Below are 16503 nucleotides of genomic sequence, written 5' to 3'. Positions count from 1 at the left end.
GAAAAAAGTGTATTACAATCCCCTGTTACACCAGCTTCTTGCGAATATATCCCGAGATCAGGTCAATGATCGTGATCATCACGATGATGCCGAGCAGGATAATGCCGACACGCGGCCAGTTGCGTGTGCTGAGTGCAAAGATTAGCGGTGTCCCGATGCCACCCGCGCCGATGACGCCGAGAATCGTGGCCGAGCGCACATTAATTTCAAAACGATACAGCGTATAGTTCAGGAAACCCGGAATAACCTGCGGCAGGATGGCAAACCACAGCTGCTGCATCCGGGTTGCCCCTGAAGCCAGCAACGCCTCGGACGGGCCGTAGTCGATATTTTCAACCTCATCCGCAAACAGCTTACCCAGCATGCCGATCGAGTGAAGTCCAAGGGCCAACACACCGGCGAACGAGCCAGGACCGACAGCCTTGATAAACAACAGTGCCATAATAATCTCGGGGAACGTGCGGATGAAGCTCAGCATCATTTTACCCGCACTCGAGATGGCCCGGTGGCCGCTCATATTGCGTGCTGACCAGAAGGCAAACGGGATACAGAGCACAGCAGAGATTACGGTACCAAGCACAGAGATCGCGAGTGTATCCAGCAGTCCACGCAGCAAATCCTCACCTTCAGGCAAATAGACAAAATTCCAATCGGGCGAGAAAATACCTGCGATAATCGCCTTCATAATCTGTCCGGCGGTTTCCTTGAATCCGGTAAAAGGCACGCCCGCAAGCGCCCACGCATAGACCAGAATTAACAGCAGAATAATGATCCAGCGCAGCGGATTTTTTCGTGGTTTGGGTCTGGGCCGAAACCGGCTCACTTCATTTTTCATCATAACAATTTCTCCCGCAGCTTAGTGCTCACATAGTCGATAATCAGAACGATAGCCAGTGTGAAAATAATGATTGTATTGGTCTTGTCGTATTCAAGGAATCCGAGTGTCGCTTCATAGTAAAGCCCAATGCCCCCCGCTCCGACCAATCCCAGAATGGCAGCGGCGCGCACGTTAATCTCGAAGGCATACAGCACATAGGAGGTAAACTGTGCCGCGATTTGGGGAACAACACCGTACACAATAAGCTGAATCCGGTTCATCCCCACAGCAGTCATTGCTTCGAGCGGCCCTTTGTCGATCGTCTCCAGTGTTTCATACGTAAGCTTGGCAATCAGCCCCACCGAGAATACAGCCAGTGCGAGAATACCCGGAACCGGCCCCAATCCAAATACAGCAACAAACAGTGCCGCCAGCAGCAGATCCGGGATCGTACGAATCAGGTTCAGCAGAAAACGTGCCGGATAATAAATCCAGCGGCTCGGCGCCAGATTACCAGCACAGATAATCGAGGTCGGAATCGCGAGAATCGCACCAATTGTCGTACCCAGCAGCGCCATACGAATCGTCTCCAGCATGCCTTGAACGATATTGTCAAAATAACTCCAGCGCGGTGGGAACATTTCCTTCAGCAGCTTCCACATCTCGGGAATGCCTGTAATCAGATCGGTTATCCCCGCACCCGTCTGCTTCGCACTGGCCCATAACAGCAGCAGAATAAGCAGCAGCGTCAGTACATGTTTGGTACGACCAGGCGGCTTGGGACGATGCACGACCAGACTCGGACTAGTTCCAGAGCCCGGCCTCCTTCCGTTCCCTGCCGATCCTCCTGCATTCTGAAATGAAACGTTAACCTCTTCCTTCATACCAGCACTTCTCCCTGCTCATGCACAGCCTGCTTGTCCAGCAATTCGTCAGCCAGAATCGGGCGGCCATATATTTCAGCAAATCGCTCATCCGTTGCCTCTTCTACCGGGCCATCAAACACCACTTCCCCTGCCCGCAAGCCAACAATTCGGGTAGCATACTCTCTGGCCAGATCAATAAAGTGCAAATTAACAATCGTGGTAATCCCGAGCTCCTGATTGATCCGTTTGAGGTCATCCATAACCTGTTTCGTGGTGAGCGGGTCAAGTGAAGCGACGGGTTCATCGGCCAAAATAATTTTGGCTTCCTGTGCGAGCACACGCGCAATAGCCACACGTTGCTGCTGTCCGCCAGACAGCTGGTCCGCACGAGAATAAGCCTTCTCGGAGATATTCACCCGGTCCAGTGCATCAAAGGCCAGCTCGACATCCTCCTTGGGAAAACGACCCAAGATGGTACGAAGTGTGGAATGATATCCCACCCGACCAGCCAGTACGTTGCGCAGCACGCTAGAGCGTTTCACCAGATTAAAGCTTTGAAAAATCATGCCGATATCCCGGCGAATCATGCGCAGGCGTTTGCCTTGTGCCTTCGTGATAGAGCTTCCGTTGATCAATATCTCACCTTCACTAATATCATGCAGCCGGTTGATGGAACGCAGCAGCGTGGATTTACCCGCACCGGATAAACCCACGACTGCAATGAATTCCCCCTGCTTCAATGTCAAATTGATGTTATTCAGGCCCTTCGTACCGTTAGCATACGTTTTGGTCACGTTGTGAAGCTCAATCATCGCTATAATCCTTCCTTCATCCATAATGTTTATCTGGTTTCCGCTGTTCCAACAGAGACTTGTAATAACGGCACAAGCCAGAACAGCGATAATTCCGCTGAACTGGCCTGTTCACTGCTGTAAGCGATACATATCATCTAAAAAAACTACTCGGTTTTCACTTTCTCGTTATACTGGCGAACGATATCAAATTTGCTGTCATCGGACTCCACATAACCTTCGTGCGTGTAGATTTCTTTGATGATCTGATGACCTTCTGTATCTTTACCGATATCGATGAAAGCTTGTTTGATCTTGGCAGTCCAATCTGCATTCATATCGCTGCGAACAGCAATCGTATCGTTAGGAATAGGCTCAGTGAAAGCAAGTACGCGTGTGTCTTTGAATACATTCGGATAGTCTTTGGACACCGTATTACGGGCATCCTGGAAAATAGCTGCGGCATCCACATCACCGTTCAGTACAGCGATAACACCTTGGTCATGGCCTTTAACGGTTACAGGCTGAACATCCTTCAACGGATCAATGCCGCGATCCATCAGCAGTGCCGCAGGCCATACATAACCTGCAGAAGACGTTACGTTCTGGTAGGCAATTTTTTTGCCTTTCAGATCCTCAATGGACTGGATCGGGGAATCTTTTTTCACAATAATCATGGATTTATACGAATCTGCCAGCTGCTCTGTCGGAGCGCCTGTCTCATCATTCACACCAAAGCGTTGAGCCTGCAAAATTACCTGTGCAGCCCCTTTTTCCTTCGCGAGTACATAAGCCGTTGGAGGCAGGAAACCTACATCTACTTTTTTGGAAGACATCGCTTCAATAATGGTGTTGTAGTCTGTTGATACGCTGACTTTTACCGGGATACCCAGCTTGTCGCCAAGCAGTTTCTCCAGCGGTTTTGCTTTTGCTTCAAGTGTGTCTGCATTCTGGGAAGGAACGAATTGCACCGTCAGTTCCGTTGGAACATAGCCATCAGCCGTTTTGTCTTTCTCTGCTGTATCGGTTGATGTGCCGGACGCATTGGAACTGGCTTCAGCTCCGTTTGATGAATTGGTTGTTGCGTTAGACCCACATGCACTCAGAAACAGAACCAAAATTAACAATGGTAAAAATAAAGCAGACTTCTTCAATCGAACACCCTCCAAAAGTTTTTCTATTTTTCAATACTTGTCTACTATAATTGGCAAATATTCGCGTGATGTGAAACGAAATTTGGAGTTTTGTAAAGTTTGCTGTCATGCTGTCAACGGGACTTTCATCTGTTAAAATAGGCTCATTATGGTCGATGTTTCTGGATAAACATGCGTTTATCACGGCTTATCCCCTGTGGTTCAGGCTGTTTCCTGTGCAGCATCTGCTGCTTCTGCCATATATCTAAACTTATATATTAGAGGAGATTGTAAAATGACCCGCATTCCCGCTGCGACAAACGTTGAACTCATATTCACCAGTGACCTTCACGGGGCTATTCGCCCGATCCACTACAATACCAATGCATATCGTCCGGCAGGTCTCGCCATGCTGGCTTCTCTTATTCGCCAGGAACGGGAGCGTTCACCTGAGCTGCTGCTCATTGACAACGGAGACTTGCTGCAAGGTTCCCCCCTTGCCTCGTATGCGGCTTCACACATTTCCAGAGATGAAATCCATCCTTTCATTAACGTGTTAAATGAGCTTGGATACGATGCCGCCGTGCCGGGTAATCATGAGTTCAACTATGGACAGGAGCTGCTGCGCGGAGCGGTGGAAGGTTCTTCTTTTCCATGGCTATCAGCCAATATTGTGATGAAACGTGAAAAGCAAACGTCAGAGCTTGCAAATGCAGAGCATCCTGCCAATCAGCCAGCGTATATGACCTATGAGGAAACATCGATCGCGGTTCATTGCTATAATGCAGACTCGAGTGGAGATTCGGAAAATACTCAACTGGAACGTCCTATTGCACCTGCTGGAGCGGGTATCCCTGCTTTTGGACATCCGTATCTGGTCAAAACACTTTCTTCAGGCGTAAAAATCGCCTTACTCGGTGCGACCACACATTACATCCCCAACTGGGAGCATCCGAAAAACATCGAAGGCCTGCACTTTCTGGATGCACTGGAAACCATTCGTGCGTGGGTGGCATACATTCGTGAATATGAGCAGCCCGATGTGCTGGTGGTCAGTTATCATGGTGGATTCGAGTGTGAACTGGAAACAGGAGAGCCTGCGGAGCGTTTAACGGGGGAAAATCAGGCCTATGCCATCTGCCGGGAGATCGAAGGTATTGATGTATTGCTCACGGGGCACCAGCACCGCCAGTTGACTGATGAAATTCATGGGGTAACCGTGATTCAACCCGGATTCAACGGAAGTGCAGCAGGTCATGTATCAGTACAGCTTGAGCAGCTGCCGGGCGGCAAATGGGCAGTGACGGACAAAAAAGCGCGTTTGTTGCTGCTGGAGGAGTATCCTGATCTCAAGCCTGACCCACTCGTGATGAAGCTGACTGAAGAGCTGGAGGCCTCGGCACAGACATGGCTGGATCAGCCGATTGGCGAAGTCGCGGGAGATGGAGATTTGTCTATTGCGAGTGCCGCGCAACTTCGGCTTCAAGCCCATCCCTTTATTGAATTTGTGCATCAGGTACAGCTCGAAGCAACAGGTGCTCAGTTATCCAACACAGCTATGCTTAGCGAAGAGGCTCGCGGATTCGGCGGACAGATTACAGTACGTGATGTGTTATCGAACTTCATTTATCCTAACACCCTGACTGTACTTGAACTGAGCGGAGCGGATATTCAGGAGGCACTGGAGCAGACCGCACGTTACTTCGAGCTCGACGCTTCAGGCAAAGTGGCCGTGAATCCCGCATACATGCAGCCGAAACCCCAGCATTACAACTACGACATGTGGGCAGGGATCGAATACGAACTGGACATCTCTAAGCCAGTAGGTAGCCGCGTGGTACAGTTGGAGCGTGAAGGAAAACCGCTGGAGATGGACGCAACTTACGCTGTGGTGATGAACAGCTATCGTGCAGCAGGCGGTGGAGATTATGCGATGTATCCGGGCAGAAAGGTGCTGCACGAAGGCGCCACAGATATGGCTGCACTCGTGGAGGATTACATTCGACGGCATCAGCCGTTGCAGGTAAATGAAGTGCATAACTGGAAGGTGACTTGTTAAGTGGACTTTCTGAGGCTGGGCCAATCACCGTCATGCGTGGAAGGGAAGCAGCATAGGTAGACACCATACTCTCTGGGGATCACTAACAATGTTCACGCAAAGCCCCCAGTTCACAGTGCGCGTGGCTTTGCTGCATAACGACAGTTGAATGGATGTTGGGTGGATGCTGGATGGAAATTAGATGGGCGTTGGGATAAACGTTGGGTGGACATGGATAGATTTTGGGTGGATGTTGGATGGACATTTGATGCATGGGTAGATATTGGGTGGAAGTTGGATGGACGTTCTATGCATGGATAGATACTGGGTGGCGTTGGATAGACGTTCGATGCATGGGTAGATACTGGGTGGACGTTGGATAGACGTTCGATGCATGGATAGATACTGGGTGGACGTTCGATGGAGTGCCTTGCATAGATGGGAAGGTTGGTTAAGCAGTATAACGAACGAGGGAAATGTACTTCGTTTAGGCTCGGTTAATGATGCGAATCGTTGTAGGCAAAACGTAGAATCAGGTGGTGGAATTAAGCACGGTTAGCACAGGTGGGGACGCGAGGTTATCCCGGAAACCGCGGCACATGCTGGATCGGCAGGCGTGGAATTATATACACGTCTGCCGATCATGCTCAACCGGCAGGCGCCGGGGCTATCTACGCATCGCTCGACCAGCAGGCGCCGGGTTATCTACGCATCTGTGGATCATGCTCGACCGACAGGCGCAGGGTTATCCAGAAAACTGTGGCTCTCCAATTCTAACGATTCCTAGAAACCTTATTTTTGTCATTTCCCAGCATTCTGAATTCTAACGATTCCCAGTGACCTTATTCCTCCGTGAAATGACGATTTCAGCTCCAAATGAGCTGAATTTCACTAAATAACGTCTCTCAGAATCGTTACATTTTAAACTTGGGCAAAAACAGCCAAATAAGCTTTCCTGGGATCGTTAGAGTTCAGCTACCATAAAAAAACACTTCCTCCCCTCCCCAATTTCATCAGGTTAGCGTGACTTATCGGGTAAACATATCAAAGAGGACTTCCCGTCATCCCAATGACTTTGCAGAAGTCCTCTTTGTTCTACTTAATTCAACAATGTAATCAAAGTTAGTAGCGGAACCAGCCATAGGAGAACAGGATTAGCCACAGCGATGGCTATCTTGTATTTGGCGCTGTGCATGATGCTATACTTAATTAGATCTCTGCGCCATTCACCTAATTCCCCCTATACTTCTCGTAACTCTTCTCTTCTTCACTTTACTTTACTTTACTTTACTTTACTTTACTTCTCTTCCCTGCTGTGCACTGCTCTCCGCTTCCACTCCAATCCGCTCCGTTTCTACAGCCTACTGTGCCTTCTTCCGTAGCTGACTGTGGTACAGCTCACTATAGAATCCGCCCTGCTTCAGCAGCTCGTCATGTGATCCCTGCTCCAGCAGCCGTCCATCCTTCAGCACCAGAATCCGATCAGCCTGGCGGATCGTGTTCAGCCTGTGCGCAATGACAAAGCTGGTGCGCCCCTGCATCAAACGTTCCAGCCCTTCCTGAATTTTGATCTCGGTCACGGTGTCAATGCTGCTGGTGGCCTCGTCCAATACCAGAATGGACGGGTCAGCCAGAATGGCCCGGGCAATCGCAAGCAGCTGCTTCTGCCCTTGGCTAATGCCGCTCCCATCCGCTTGCAGTACCCGGTCGTAGCCATCCTTCATTCGCATAATGAAGGAATGGGCATTTGCCAGCTTCGAAGCAGCCTCCACCTCTTCATCGGTGGCATCCAGACGTCCGAACCGGATGTTATCACGAATCGTTCCTTGAAATAAAAATGAATCCTGCAATACAAACGCCATGTGCGAACGCAGATTATCACGACGAATGCTCGTCATCGGATGCCCATCCACGGTAATGGCTCCACTTGTCGGATCATAGAAACGGGATAACAGCTGAATCAGCGTAGTTTTCCCCGCTCCTGTTGGCCCCACCAGCGCAATCATCTCGCCGGGCTTTGCCTGGAAGCTAATGCCGCGCAGAATATCACGACCCTCATCGTATCCGAACGATACGTTGTCGAACCGGACGTTGCCCTCCATTTTATCCAAAGCAATCGCTGCCCCTTCATCCTTCGCTTCCTCATCCTCGTCCAACACCTCGAATACCCGCTCTGCACCCGCAATCGCAGACAACAATGTGTTCCACTGATTCGCCAGATCGTTCAGCGGACGTGTGAATTGACGCGCATATTCTACAAAGATGATAATGACACCCACGGTCACAGAGCCCTGAATCGCCAAGATACCACCGATGCCCGCGACAATCGCAAAGCTCAGATTGTTGAGCCCATTCATCAGTTTCGGGATAAAACCGGATATGGTCTGCGCCCAGAAGGCCGAAATGCGAATACGCATATTCCGCTCTTCAAAGCCGCGAATAACCCGCTCGTCCTGTGAAAACGCCTTGATGATGCGCTGACCGGATAACGTCTCCTCAATATAACCGTTGAGTTCACCCAGATTGCGCTGCCGCTCTTTGAAGAGCGGGCCTGTTCGGCGTGTAATCCATCTCATGCCGAGGGCCATCAGAGGCACAACGATAAAGGTAAGCAAGGTCAGCAGCGGACTAAGCCACAGCATTACGCCTAATGTGCCAAGCAGGGTTAATACACTCGAAAAAATCTGAATGGCCGAGCTGTTCAGCGTACTGCTGACATTCTCGATATCATTGGTCACACGGCTCATAATCTCACCCTGCTGACGTTTGCCAAAGAACGGGATTGGCAATTTGTGCAGATGGGAGAACAAGTCATAACGCATACGGAATACTGTTTCCTGTGCAATCTCGATCATCCATATATTTTGCAGCCAGGAGGTGAGCGAAAAGAGGACATACACCGCTGTCAGCCCCAGCAGAAACGTGATCCAGCTAGAGCTTGTCGCTTCTCCGGCAATGAATTGATCCACCGCCACGCCGACCATATAAGGACCAAGCAAAGCCAGACCCGAACTCGCCAATACCATGAGCAGCACAAGCGAAAGCTTGACCTTGCGGCGCGCAAGGTAACTCCAGATTCGCCCCAGTGTACCTGACCAGTTTTTGGCTCTTGCCTTAGGCTTGCGCCCACTGCCTGAACGAAGTGATTCGGGATCAAGTGCAGGCCGTGGCTGACGGAACGGCTCAATGAATGCTTTGAACATACTGCGCACCCTCCCCGTATTGTGATTCATGAATTCGACGATAAAGCTCCGAGGACTCCATCAAATCTTCATGTTTGCCCTGTCCGATCAGTCGGCCATCGTCCAGTAACAGGATCAAGTCGGCCGAAGCCGTCGAGCTGATCTTCTGCGTAATAATAAACGTCGTACAAGAAAGCTCCTCCAACGCATCCAGCAAGCGTCCTTCCGTGGCTACATCCAGTGCGCTTGTGCTGTCATCCAGAATGAGAATGCTTGGACGGCGCACCAAAGCTCTTGCAATCGAGAGACGCTGCTTCTGCCCGCCGGAAAGGTTAACCCCTCTTTGGCCCAGCAGCGTATCATATCCATTCGGCAGCTGCTCAATCGTCTCATGAATTTGCGCACGCCTCGCAGCCTCTACAATCTCCTCCATCGAAGCATCCTCACGTCCCCAGGCAATATTCTCCCGTACGGAGCCGGTGAACAAAATGACCTCCTGAGGCACGTACCCGATCGAGCCGCGCAGGGTCGGTAAATCCAGCGTTGACGCATCGGCGCCATCAATGCGCACCTGCCCTTGTTCTTCGGTATACAGCCGCGGGATCAGCTGCACCAAAGAAGATTTTCCAGAACCGGTTGCGCCCATGATGGCAATTCGCGCCCCTGCTTTGGCTGAGAAAGAAATGTCCTCAAGCACTTTAATCTCGCTCCCCGGATAACTGAAGCACACTTTGCTAAACTCTACCGCACCTTGCACAGCACGAAAATTCTGTTTTTCCCGTGTAGAGCAAACACCAGCGCTCCCTGAATGATGCATTGAACTTGTAGATTCTGCATGCACTGCCCCTCTCTCAGACACACCGATTTGGGCCTTTTCACTTTCACTTTGATCCCTCTGCCCCATCTTCCCAATCTTGCTGCGCTCTTCCATCCATACAACCTGCCCTGTCTGATCACTCTTGCCATCCTCACTAATCTGTGCAATCCGACCTGCCAGGCTGCCTTGTCCCGTCCGTTCCGTCTCCGACGTATCTTCTGTCTCGAACACTTCATTCAGACGCTGTGCTGAAGCACTTGCCCGGGAAAAAGTGACCAGAATCCACGATAACGCCGACATTGCTCCAATGGTACGCAGCAGATAATTGATAACAGCAACGACTTCACCGACCGTTGCTGAGCCCGAGGCGATGTCCGCCCGCCCGAACCATAACACGGCAATAATACAGCCATTCATCATCAGCAGCATGAACGGCATTGTTGTCTCCGTCAGGCGCAGCGCGGAGATTGTGCCCTTCATCAGCTTGCCGCTGAAGCCGGCAAAGCGTTCAATCTCATGGCCCATCCGAACAAAGACACGGATCAGCCGAATGCCTGTCAGATTTTCCTGGATGACACCGTTCACGGCATCCAGTCTGCGCTGCACATTGCGGAACAGCAGCGCTGCCTTTTTGATCATCCAGATAACAAAGACAAGCAGCACAGGCACCATAACCACCAGCAGCAATCCCAGTCTCGGGTTTACCACCACCGCCATGATCATGCTGCCAATCACCACCAGCGGAACTCGCGTCATGAAGCGCAGGCTCATGAAGATCGTATCCTGCACCTGAGTGACATCCCCGGTCAATCGGGTAATAAGCGACGAAGTAGCAAAGCGGTTAAACACCGCATAGGAAAACGTTTGCATCTTCTCATACAGCTTCTCCCTCAGGTCATATCCAAACCCCAGACTGGCATGAGAGGCAAAAAATGAACTTGCAATGCCCGCGGCAAAAGCGATCAGCGCACTTACCACCAGCACGCCTCCCCACATCCACACAACGTTCAGGTCCCCCTGCTGGATACCATTATCAATAATTTTGGAGATCAGATACGGCTGGGCCAGCTCCACAGTTAATTCAATCAGCATCATGACTAATGCTGCAATGGCGGCGACCCGGTACTTTTTCAAGTGAACAAACAGCTTGATCATTCCCATTCCTCCGGACCGGAGCATCGTTCAGGCGATCCTGCACCAGGTTCTTGCCATCAGCTCCGTTATTCTCTTTCTTTAACTCTATGTAAAATTTCACGTAACCTATACGACTATTATATCGCATTTTTCCCACTTTACATCGTTACGTTCTTCTCATTCTTAGTATTAACCTTAAAGTTAGGCCTGAAATCCGCTATATATAAACCTGCTCGCTTAATCAAAACAAAATACCCAAGGCAGCGCCGCCCGTTGCCTGGGCATCCTTTTACAGCTGTCTCAACGCGGCGCTCACATGCTCGCGGCGTTCTTTCACATACGTACGTATCTTCTCAGGTTCACTCAGAAAAACGTCCATCGGCCATTTCATATAAGGGTCATTTCTCACATCTTCCTTTATCTCATCGTGCAATCGGTATACCAGCGGCATGACTCTCTTCTCCGTAAAGGCACGCTCCAAATGTTGTTTCATCAGCTTCTTATACTGCCCGCGGAATGTGCGAAATGCCAGCAGCCGGCCTGTTAGCTTGTTATACCCTTGAATACGAACCAAATTCGGATTTACCTTTGCACCGTAACAATTTCTCCCCCAGGTCCCTTCATAGTCCCAAGGCAGAATGCCGTATTTTCTACTTTTCTCTTTTTCGTACCATGTATAGTTTTGATGAAACCCGTCAAAGTTGCCTGTCAGCACAGCCCCGCTCAACCAGCGCAGATAGTTGTTAATATCCACTCTGGATTGCAAAAAACGAAACAGATCCATTTTGGACTTGCCATTTAATTGTTGAATAAACCTGCGCAGCCTTTGGCGATCCTCCATATTGCCCCGAATCAGACAGTATCCGGACAGCAGGTCGGTTCCTGAATTTGAAGATCCCGGTGACAGTGAAAAACTGGCGTTATCGTTGACGGCATAGAAAATACTCCGAACAGGCATTCTTCTTTGGCGAAAAAAAAAGGATTTTACCCCTTCGATTCGCACATACACCCCTAAGAGCTCACCATTGAAATACAATACACAGTGGCGCGTAGAAGGCGCTGGTACACGAATCGATTCAAAGAATTGAAACGAGAGTGCATTGCGCAGCAATGAGGGATCATCATACTCGGCATTGAAATGAAATGTTCTGCTGGACGTTCGAATTTCAAAAGACTTTTTGACATAGCCGCGTGTATGCCCTCCCCGATATCGAATTCGAATGGGAAGCTGCTTGCCATGCATCTGCATCGTACCGTTCACAAACGTATCTGACCAGATATTAGATGTTAACTGTTGATACTCGTTATCGGACACCGTGATGTGGTAGACAGGTAGAGCCATTTCCATCCGCCTTTCGAAAACCCCTGAAATTGCCCGTAGGCTATTACATCATCCTATGCACATATACATCGGGCCGTAAGGGCGAATGTACAGCCTATTTTCGGAACCATATGTAAATCAAATCATAACCTCACTTGAAAAACCACAACATAAATCTATAAATTACCATTTCTCTCATAGATTACTGCCAATTTACTATAAAAATAGTTGTCTGCTGGTTCCTCAGATGTTACGGACACATATGATTAAACTACAGACAGACTCCAATGACGAGTGTTAGGGATTCATATAACAACCGTCAACGGCCTATCTGAACTTATATCCGGGAAGGGGTAAAATACAATGTCTATGAATGGTCATGGAATGAGAAGTTTAGTTGGAAGAGAAGTCAAGATTAATCGTGGGGGACCTGATTCAGTACAAGGCACATTAATGGATGTACGCTGGGACTATATGGCTGTGAGCTGCAAGGAAGGTATCGTGTATGTGAGTGATTCTCATGTCAAAAGCATTACGGACACAGGTCGTTCCGGTGGAGCCAGAGGACCGATGGGGAATCCGATCCCAGCTAACACATTCCTTGGCGTTATGCAGGCACTTCGCTTCCGTCAAGTACAGATCAACCGTGGAGGTCCGGAAAAAGTGGAAGGCATCCTGGCCGATGCCAACCAGAGTCAATTGATTTTGACTTTGAAAAACCAGGAGATCGTTCGTATTCCTTTACAACATGTGAAATCCGTCTCCCTGGTTCGCGGAAGCAGCAACAATAATAACAACAGCAACAACAGCAACAGCAATAACAATAACAATAACAATAACAATAACAACAGTAAAAACACAAGCCAGGGGAACAAAACACAAAATACGCAATCCGGGGGAAATCGTTCCCAAGGGAATCGCAGTACAGGTAACCAAGCCTATGGGAATAAATCACAAGGGAATAAATCGAACAACAATTCACGTGGCAATCAATCTCGCGGAAATAAGTCTGGTGGAAACAAGTCTGGTGGAAACAAAACACGGGGGAATCAATCTCGCGGAAATAAGTCTGGAGGCAGACGGTAATTTGACTATGCTGAGGAGCTAAGCTACTACCAGTTTAAAGGGGGGAATGATCATGCTGATCTTTATTGCAATCGTCTTGACAGGTGTGCCTTTCTATTGGCTCATTATGCCAGGAAAGCCCACTCCGACTTATGAACATCCGATTCAATCTTCTAAAGGACTTCTCCCCCTGGGAGGTGAATCACAGTAAATGCCTGATTACCAGTTGTGGTTAACCTTCGGGGTATTTATCATCACTGTTATTTTCCTGATGTGGCGGCCTGGCGGATTAAATGAATCCATACCCACCTCGCTTGGCGCCCTGCTTCTTATTCTAACTGGTGTAAGCAGTTTGGGGCATATCCTGGGCATTTTCGAAATTGTATCCGGGGCAGCGATTACGATCCTCTCCACCATTGTCATGTCCATTATTCTGGATAGTATCGGCTTTTTTCGCTGGATTGCTGTGAATATGATTGAAAAGGCACGAGGCTCCGGCTTTCGATTGTTCTGGCTGATTCTATTACTCTGTTTTCTCATGACCATTTTCTTCAACAACGACGGCAGTATTCTGATCACGACCCCCATCATCATTCGAATCTGTTCCATGTTACGTCTGAAAATGCATCAGCAGCTGCCCTACCTCATCTCCGGTGCACTCATCGCTACAGCTTCCAGCGCTCCCATTGGACTCAGTAATCTGGCTAACCTGATCGCTTTGAAGATGGTGGGATTAAACCTAAACACCTATACTCAGATGATGTTTGTACCATCCATGCTCGGGATTATCGCCATGACTCTCCTGCTGCTCTACTATTTTCGCAGAAGCATACCCAAAGTTATTCATCAATTCCCCGTATCCATGCAAAATTCATCTGGATCAGGTTATCATCCATTGCAGACAACAGAATCCGAATCCGATAACTCCAAAAACAATGTAGACTGGTGGTTGTTCCGTGTCTGTATCGGGATCGTTGTATTGATCCGGGCAGGATATTTTCTCGCTGAGCAATTCGGTATACACATGGAGATTGTCGCCATCACCGGAGTTGTTATGATGCTCGCTGTACGGTGGTATCGCACACGATCCGGACTGAAAGATGTCGTGACACAGACGCCGTGGCATATTCTTCTCTTTGCTTTCAGCATCTATATTATCGTGGACAGTCTTCACCGAGCCGGGATGACAACATGGATTACCGAATTCACAGGTCCGATTGCAGAAAGAGGAAATGCCAGTCTTATTGCTGTATCCGGGCTACTGTTAACGGTGCTATCTAATTTGTTCAACAATCTGCCTTCGGTCATGATCGGAACATTCGCTGTTACTGACCTTCATTTGAGTGATACCCAGTTACATCTAGCATACCTTGCTAATATACTAGGCAGTGACATCGGAGCATTACTGACACCCATAGGCACACTTGCCACCTTAATCTGGATGTATATATTACGGACTCACCATATTCGAGTATCATGGAAACAGTATATGAAAGTAACCTTCATAGTGATACCCATCAGTTTAATTATTAGCCTATTTTCCTTATATATTTGGGTGGCTATGCTGTTTTGAGAGGAGGTAAACTGTGAAACCTGCTATGATATGGTTAGGTAAAACCATTGAGTTTGAACTGTCCGGCTGCAAGTTGCCTATTCAGGGTGAGGTCATTGATGTAGGCGAGGATATCATGGTTGTGTATGGTAATCAGCGTTACATTTATGTGCCGCTCCATCATCTTCAAACGATGCATTTTACCAGATCAGAAGAAAATACAACTAATATGAACGTGCCTGCACCTGATCCTGAAATGGACCATAACAATATCTCGTACCGAAAAGTACTGATGAATGCTCGCGGAAAATTTAGTGAAATCTCTATTGGTCGACGAACGCTGCACGGATATATTACCAGCATCATGAACGACTATTTTATCTTCTATTCACCTTTGCACCAATCTGTCTATGTATCCATCCACCATCTGAAATATATTATCCCCTCTCCCTCCAACAGCAGACCGTTTGCGATGGATCATCAACATTTCCCGATACAACCATCATCGATCTCCCTCTCTCGCACACTCGATCAGCAATTGCAAAAAATGGTAGGGGAACTCGTCATCCTGAATCTGGATTACAAACCTGAGCAGACAGGATTGCTGAAAAATGTAAATGACAAGTTAATTGAAGTCATTGATGCAGAAGGCTGCACACGGTTTATGCACACGAGTCACGTTCAAACACTTCATTTGCCCTAATGGTTAAAGGAGGACGAAAACAGGGATATTCCGAAGATTGACAGTATCTTCTGGAATATCCCTGTTTCATGTTGCTTTTGCCGACTCTGACCAAACTCTGAATTGGACTCAGAGCCCCGCTACTTAATCCCTTTGGCCTTAGCCATATGCTCGGCTCGAATCTGTTGATCCGTCGAATTCGCGGCATGCAGCATATCCCAGATCGCCTGAATGTCCTGCTCTTTATACAAGGTCTCGGGCAGCTCGGACTCCAGCCGTTCGGTTTTGCGCTGAATCGTTTCCACTAATTCATGGTCATAAATCACCATTTCATCCGAATTTACATATCTTACGGCCGGATCGACGCTGATGCGGCAGCGGTTCGTAAACGTGACCATGGAGACCACGCGAACCCGCTTGTAATCTCCAAGATGGGCCTGGACAGCTTCCACATGGGCACGGTGCTGCATGAGCGGATTGTACATTTTGACTCGACTGCTGCTGACCGTCCAATTGGCCTCCCGGCGGCCGCCGCGAATCTCTCCTGTGGTCAGATTCCGGGTTTCGATCACAAAGATCGACCGCGGGCCAACAACGACATGATCCACTTGCGAATATCCTGAACGCGACTTGGGATTGCTCACCAGCAGATCGTTCAGCACCTTATACTCACGAGGCAGACCTAGCAGAAGCTCGGCTGTGGAAGGCTCTTGCGGTATGCTGATCCATTCGGGATCAGACTTCTTCTTTTTGCGCCGACTGCGTGTCAGACGAGGGGGAATGCCCGCGGCTGGCGTTAAAGCAGAAGCAGGAGACGGGACAGCATCTGTAAGTGGACTCGCAAGCTCCGGTCGTGTCTTGAACAGAGACAGGATTTTCTTGAACATGGGCAAGCTCCGTTCTATTTAGAGTGGCATATTCATTATGTAGATGTTTCGCTACCCCACATCATGCAAGATGTTAGGCACCTTATGATCAAGCATACTTCTATACCTTATGTCGGATAAAGTCGAACAAAAGTAAAGGGCATTGGATCAAATTCATTGTTATGTTAAACGTACATGATATCCAATACCCTAATCTGCGACTTTAGACACATGCTGCA

The 16503-nt window shown here is 48.8% G+C and carries 15 protein-coding genes; 7 read left to right on the top strand and 8 right to left on the bottom strand.

Features of this window, described 5'->3' with window-relative positions; genetic code table 11:
- Positions 1-25: 25 nt before the first annotated feature.
- From phnE (HNR77_RS22105) to HNR77_RS22090, 4 genes are all read right to left on the bottom strand, one after another.
- Complete coding sequence (phnE, locus tag HNR77_RS22105; protein ID WP_184189251.1) at positions 26-838, bottom strand: phosphonate ABC transporter, permease protein PhnE; 813 nt, start codon at positions 836-838, stop codon at positions 26-28.
- The gene (gene phnE, locus HNR77_RS22100; RefSeq protein ID WP_184189248.1) at positions 835-1701 is read right to left on the bottom strand and encodes a phosphonate ABC transporter, permease protein PhnE; all 867 of its coding nucleotides are present in this window, start codon (positions 1699-1701) and stop codon (positions 835-837) included. The genes phnE (HNR77_RS22105) and phnE (HNR77_RS22100) overlap by 4 nt, the downstream gene beginning before the upstream one ends.
- Positions 1698-2495, bottom strand: a complete 798-nt coding sequence (gene phnC / locus HNR77_RS22095; protein WP_111270275.1) for a phosphonate ABC transporter ATP-binding protein — start codon at positions 2493-2495, stop codon at positions 1698-1700. Before phnC ends, phnE (HNR77_RS22100) begins: the two co-directional genes overlap by 4 nt.
- Positions 2496-2641: 146 nt before the next feature.
- Positions 2642-3628: a phosphate/phosphite/phosphonate ABC transporter substrate-binding protein gene (locus tag HNR77_RS22090; RefSeq protein WP_184189245.1), complete on the bottom strand. Its 987-nt coding sequence runs from the start codon at positions 3626-3628 to the stop codon at positions 2642-2644.
- Positions 3629-3735: 107 nt separating this feature from the next.
- Between HNR77_RS22090 and HNR77_RS22085 the strand changes: the two genes are divergently transcribed.
- The 3 genes from HNR77_RS22085 to HNR77_RS22075 all read left to right on the top strand — a co-directional run bounded on the left by HNR77_RS22085 (position 3736) and on the right by HNR77_RS22075 (position 6432).
- A complete protein-coding gene (locus HNR77_RS22085) occupies positions 3736-3876 on the top strand; it encodes a hypothetical protein (RefSeq protein WP_184189242.1) in 141 nt (46 codons plus the stop codon).
- A gap of 26 nt (positions 3877-3902) precedes the next feature.
- A complete protein-coding gene (locus tag HNR77_RS22080; protein ID WP_184189239.1) occupies positions 3903-5666 on the top strand; it encodes a bifunctional metallophosphatase/5'-nucleotidase in 1764 nt (587 codons plus the stop codon).
- A gap of 595 nt (positions 5667-6261) precedes the next feature.
- Positions 6262-6432, top strand: coding sequence for a hypothetical protein (locus HNR77_RS22075; protein ID WP_184189236.1), 171 nt, complete (start codon positions 6262-6264; stop codon positions 6430-6432).
- 574 nt (positions 6433-7006) lie between these two features.
- Here HNR77_RS22075 and HNR77_RS22070 read toward each other — a convergent pair.
- From HNR77_RS22070 to HNR77_RS22060, 3 genes are all read right to left on the bottom strand, one after another.
- Positions 7007-8848, bottom strand: a complete 1842-nt coding sequence (locus HNR77_RS22070) for an ABC transporter ATP-binding protein (protein WP_184189233.1) — start codon at positions 8846-8848, stop codon at positions 7007-7009.
- Positions 8829-10799 (bottom strand): ABC transporter ATP-binding protein, encoded by a 1971-nt coding sequence (locus HNR77_RS22065; protein ID WP_184189230.1) that lies wholly within the window; start codon positions 10797-10799, stop codon positions 8829-8831. The genes HNR77_RS22070 and HNR77_RS22065 overlap by 20 nt, the downstream gene beginning before the upstream one ends.
- A 268-nt stretch (positions 10800-11067) precedes the next feature.
- Positions 11068-12120, bottom strand: a complete 1053-nt coding sequence (locus HNR77_RS22060; protein ID WP_260410767.1) for a CotH kinase family protein — start codon at positions 12118-12120, stop codon at positions 11068-11070.
- Between the two features lie 342 nt (positions 12121-12462).
- Between HNR77_RS22060 and HNR77_RS22055 the strand changes: the two genes are divergently transcribed.
- The 4 genes from HNR77_RS22055 to HNR77_RS22040 are packed head-to-tail and all read left to right on the top strand — an operon-like array spanning position 12463 to position 15419.
- Positions 12463-13185 (top strand): LSm family protein, encoded by a 723-nt coding sequence (locus HNR77_RS22055; protein WP_184189225.1) that lies wholly within the window; start codon positions 12463-12465, stop codon positions 13183-13185.
- A gap of 52 nt (positions 13186-13237) precedes the next feature.
- On the top strand, positions 13238-13375 hold the full coding sequence (locus HNR77_RS22050; protein ID WP_184189223.1) for a hypothetical protein: 138 nt from the start codon (positions 13238-13240) through the stop codon (positions 13373-13375).
- Positions 13376-14737 carry an arsenic transporter gene (locus HNR77_RS22045; protein ID WP_184189220.1) on the top strand — a complete coding sequence of 454 codons (1362 nt, stop codon included), beginning with the start codon at positions 13376-13378 and terminating at the stop codon, positions 14735-14737.
- Positions 14738-14750: 13 nt separating this feature from the next.
- Positions 14751-15419 carry a DUF2642 domain-containing protein gene (locus HNR77_RS22040; RefSeq protein WP_184189217.1) on the top strand — a complete coding sequence of 223 codons (669 nt, stop codon included), beginning with the start codon at positions 14751-14753 and terminating at the stop codon, positions 15417-15419.
- Positions 15420-15538: 119 nt separating this feature from the next.
- Here the strand turns inward: HNR77_RS22040 and HNR77_RS22035 are convergent, their stop codons facing one another.
- Positions 15539-16285, bottom strand: coding sequence for a nuclease-related domain-containing protein (locus tag HNR77_RS22035; RefSeq protein ID WP_184189214.1), 747 nt, complete (start codon positions 16283-16285; stop codon positions 15539-15541).
- Positions 16286-16503 lie beyond the last annotated feature (218 nt).

Origin of the sequence: Paenibacillus sp. JGP012 (assembly GCF_014203995.1) — a bacterium.
GTDB lineage: Bacteria > Bacillota > Bacilli > Paenibacillales > Paenibacillaceae > Paenibacillus > Paenibacillus silvae.
The sequence above is the reverse complement of the archived record's forward strand: the minus strand, read 5'-3'. Positions and strand labels throughout refer to the sequence as shown.

Coding starts and splice junctions, on each gene's coding strand:
- HNR77_RS22045 (WP_184189220.1), top strand. CDS start 13,376: ATGCCTGATTACCAGTTGTGGTTAACCTTCGGGGTATTTATCATCACT.
- HNR77_RS22055 (WP_184189225.1), top strand. CDS start 12,463: ATGTCTATGAATGGTCATGGAATGAGAAGTTTAGTTGGAAGAGAAGTC.
- HNR77_RS22050 (WP_184189223.1), top strand. CDS start 13,238: ATGCTGATCTTTATTGCAATCGTCTTGACAGGTGTGCCTTTCTATTGG.
- HNR77_RS22060 (WP_260410767.1), bottom strand. CDS start 12,120: ATGGCTCTACCTGTCTACCACATCACGGTGTCCGATAACGAGTATCAA.
- HNR77_RS22080 (WP_184189239.1), top strand. CDS start 3,903: ATGACCCGCATTCCCGCTGCGACAAACGTTGAACTCATATTCACCAGT.
- HNR77_RS22070 (WP_184189233.1), bottom strand. CDS start 8,848: ATGTTCAAAGCATTCATTGAGCCGTTCCGTCAGCCACGGCCTGCACTT.
- HNR77_RS22085 (WP_184189242.1), top strand. CDS start 3,736: ATGCTGTCAACGGGACTTTCATCTGTTAAAATAGGCTCATTATGGTCG.
- HNR77_RS22035 (WP_184189214.1), bottom strand. CDS start 16,285: ATGTTCAAGAAAATCCTGTCTCTGTTCAAGACACGACCGGAGCTTGCG.
- phnE (WP_184189251.1), bottom strand. CDS start 838: ATGATGAAAAATGAAGTGAGCCGGTTTCGGCCCAGACCCAAACCACGA.
- HNR77_RS22065 (WP_184189230.1), bottom strand. CDS start 10,799: ATGATCAAGCTGTTTGTTCACTTGAAAAAGTACCGGGTCGCCGCCATT.
- phnE (WP_184189248.1), bottom strand. CDS start 1,701: ATGAAGGAAGAGGTTAACGTTTCATTTCAGAATGCAGGAGGATCGGCA.
- phnC (WP_111270275.1), bottom strand. CDS start 2,495: ATGATTGAGCTTCACAACGTGACCAAAACGTATGCTAACGGTACGAAG.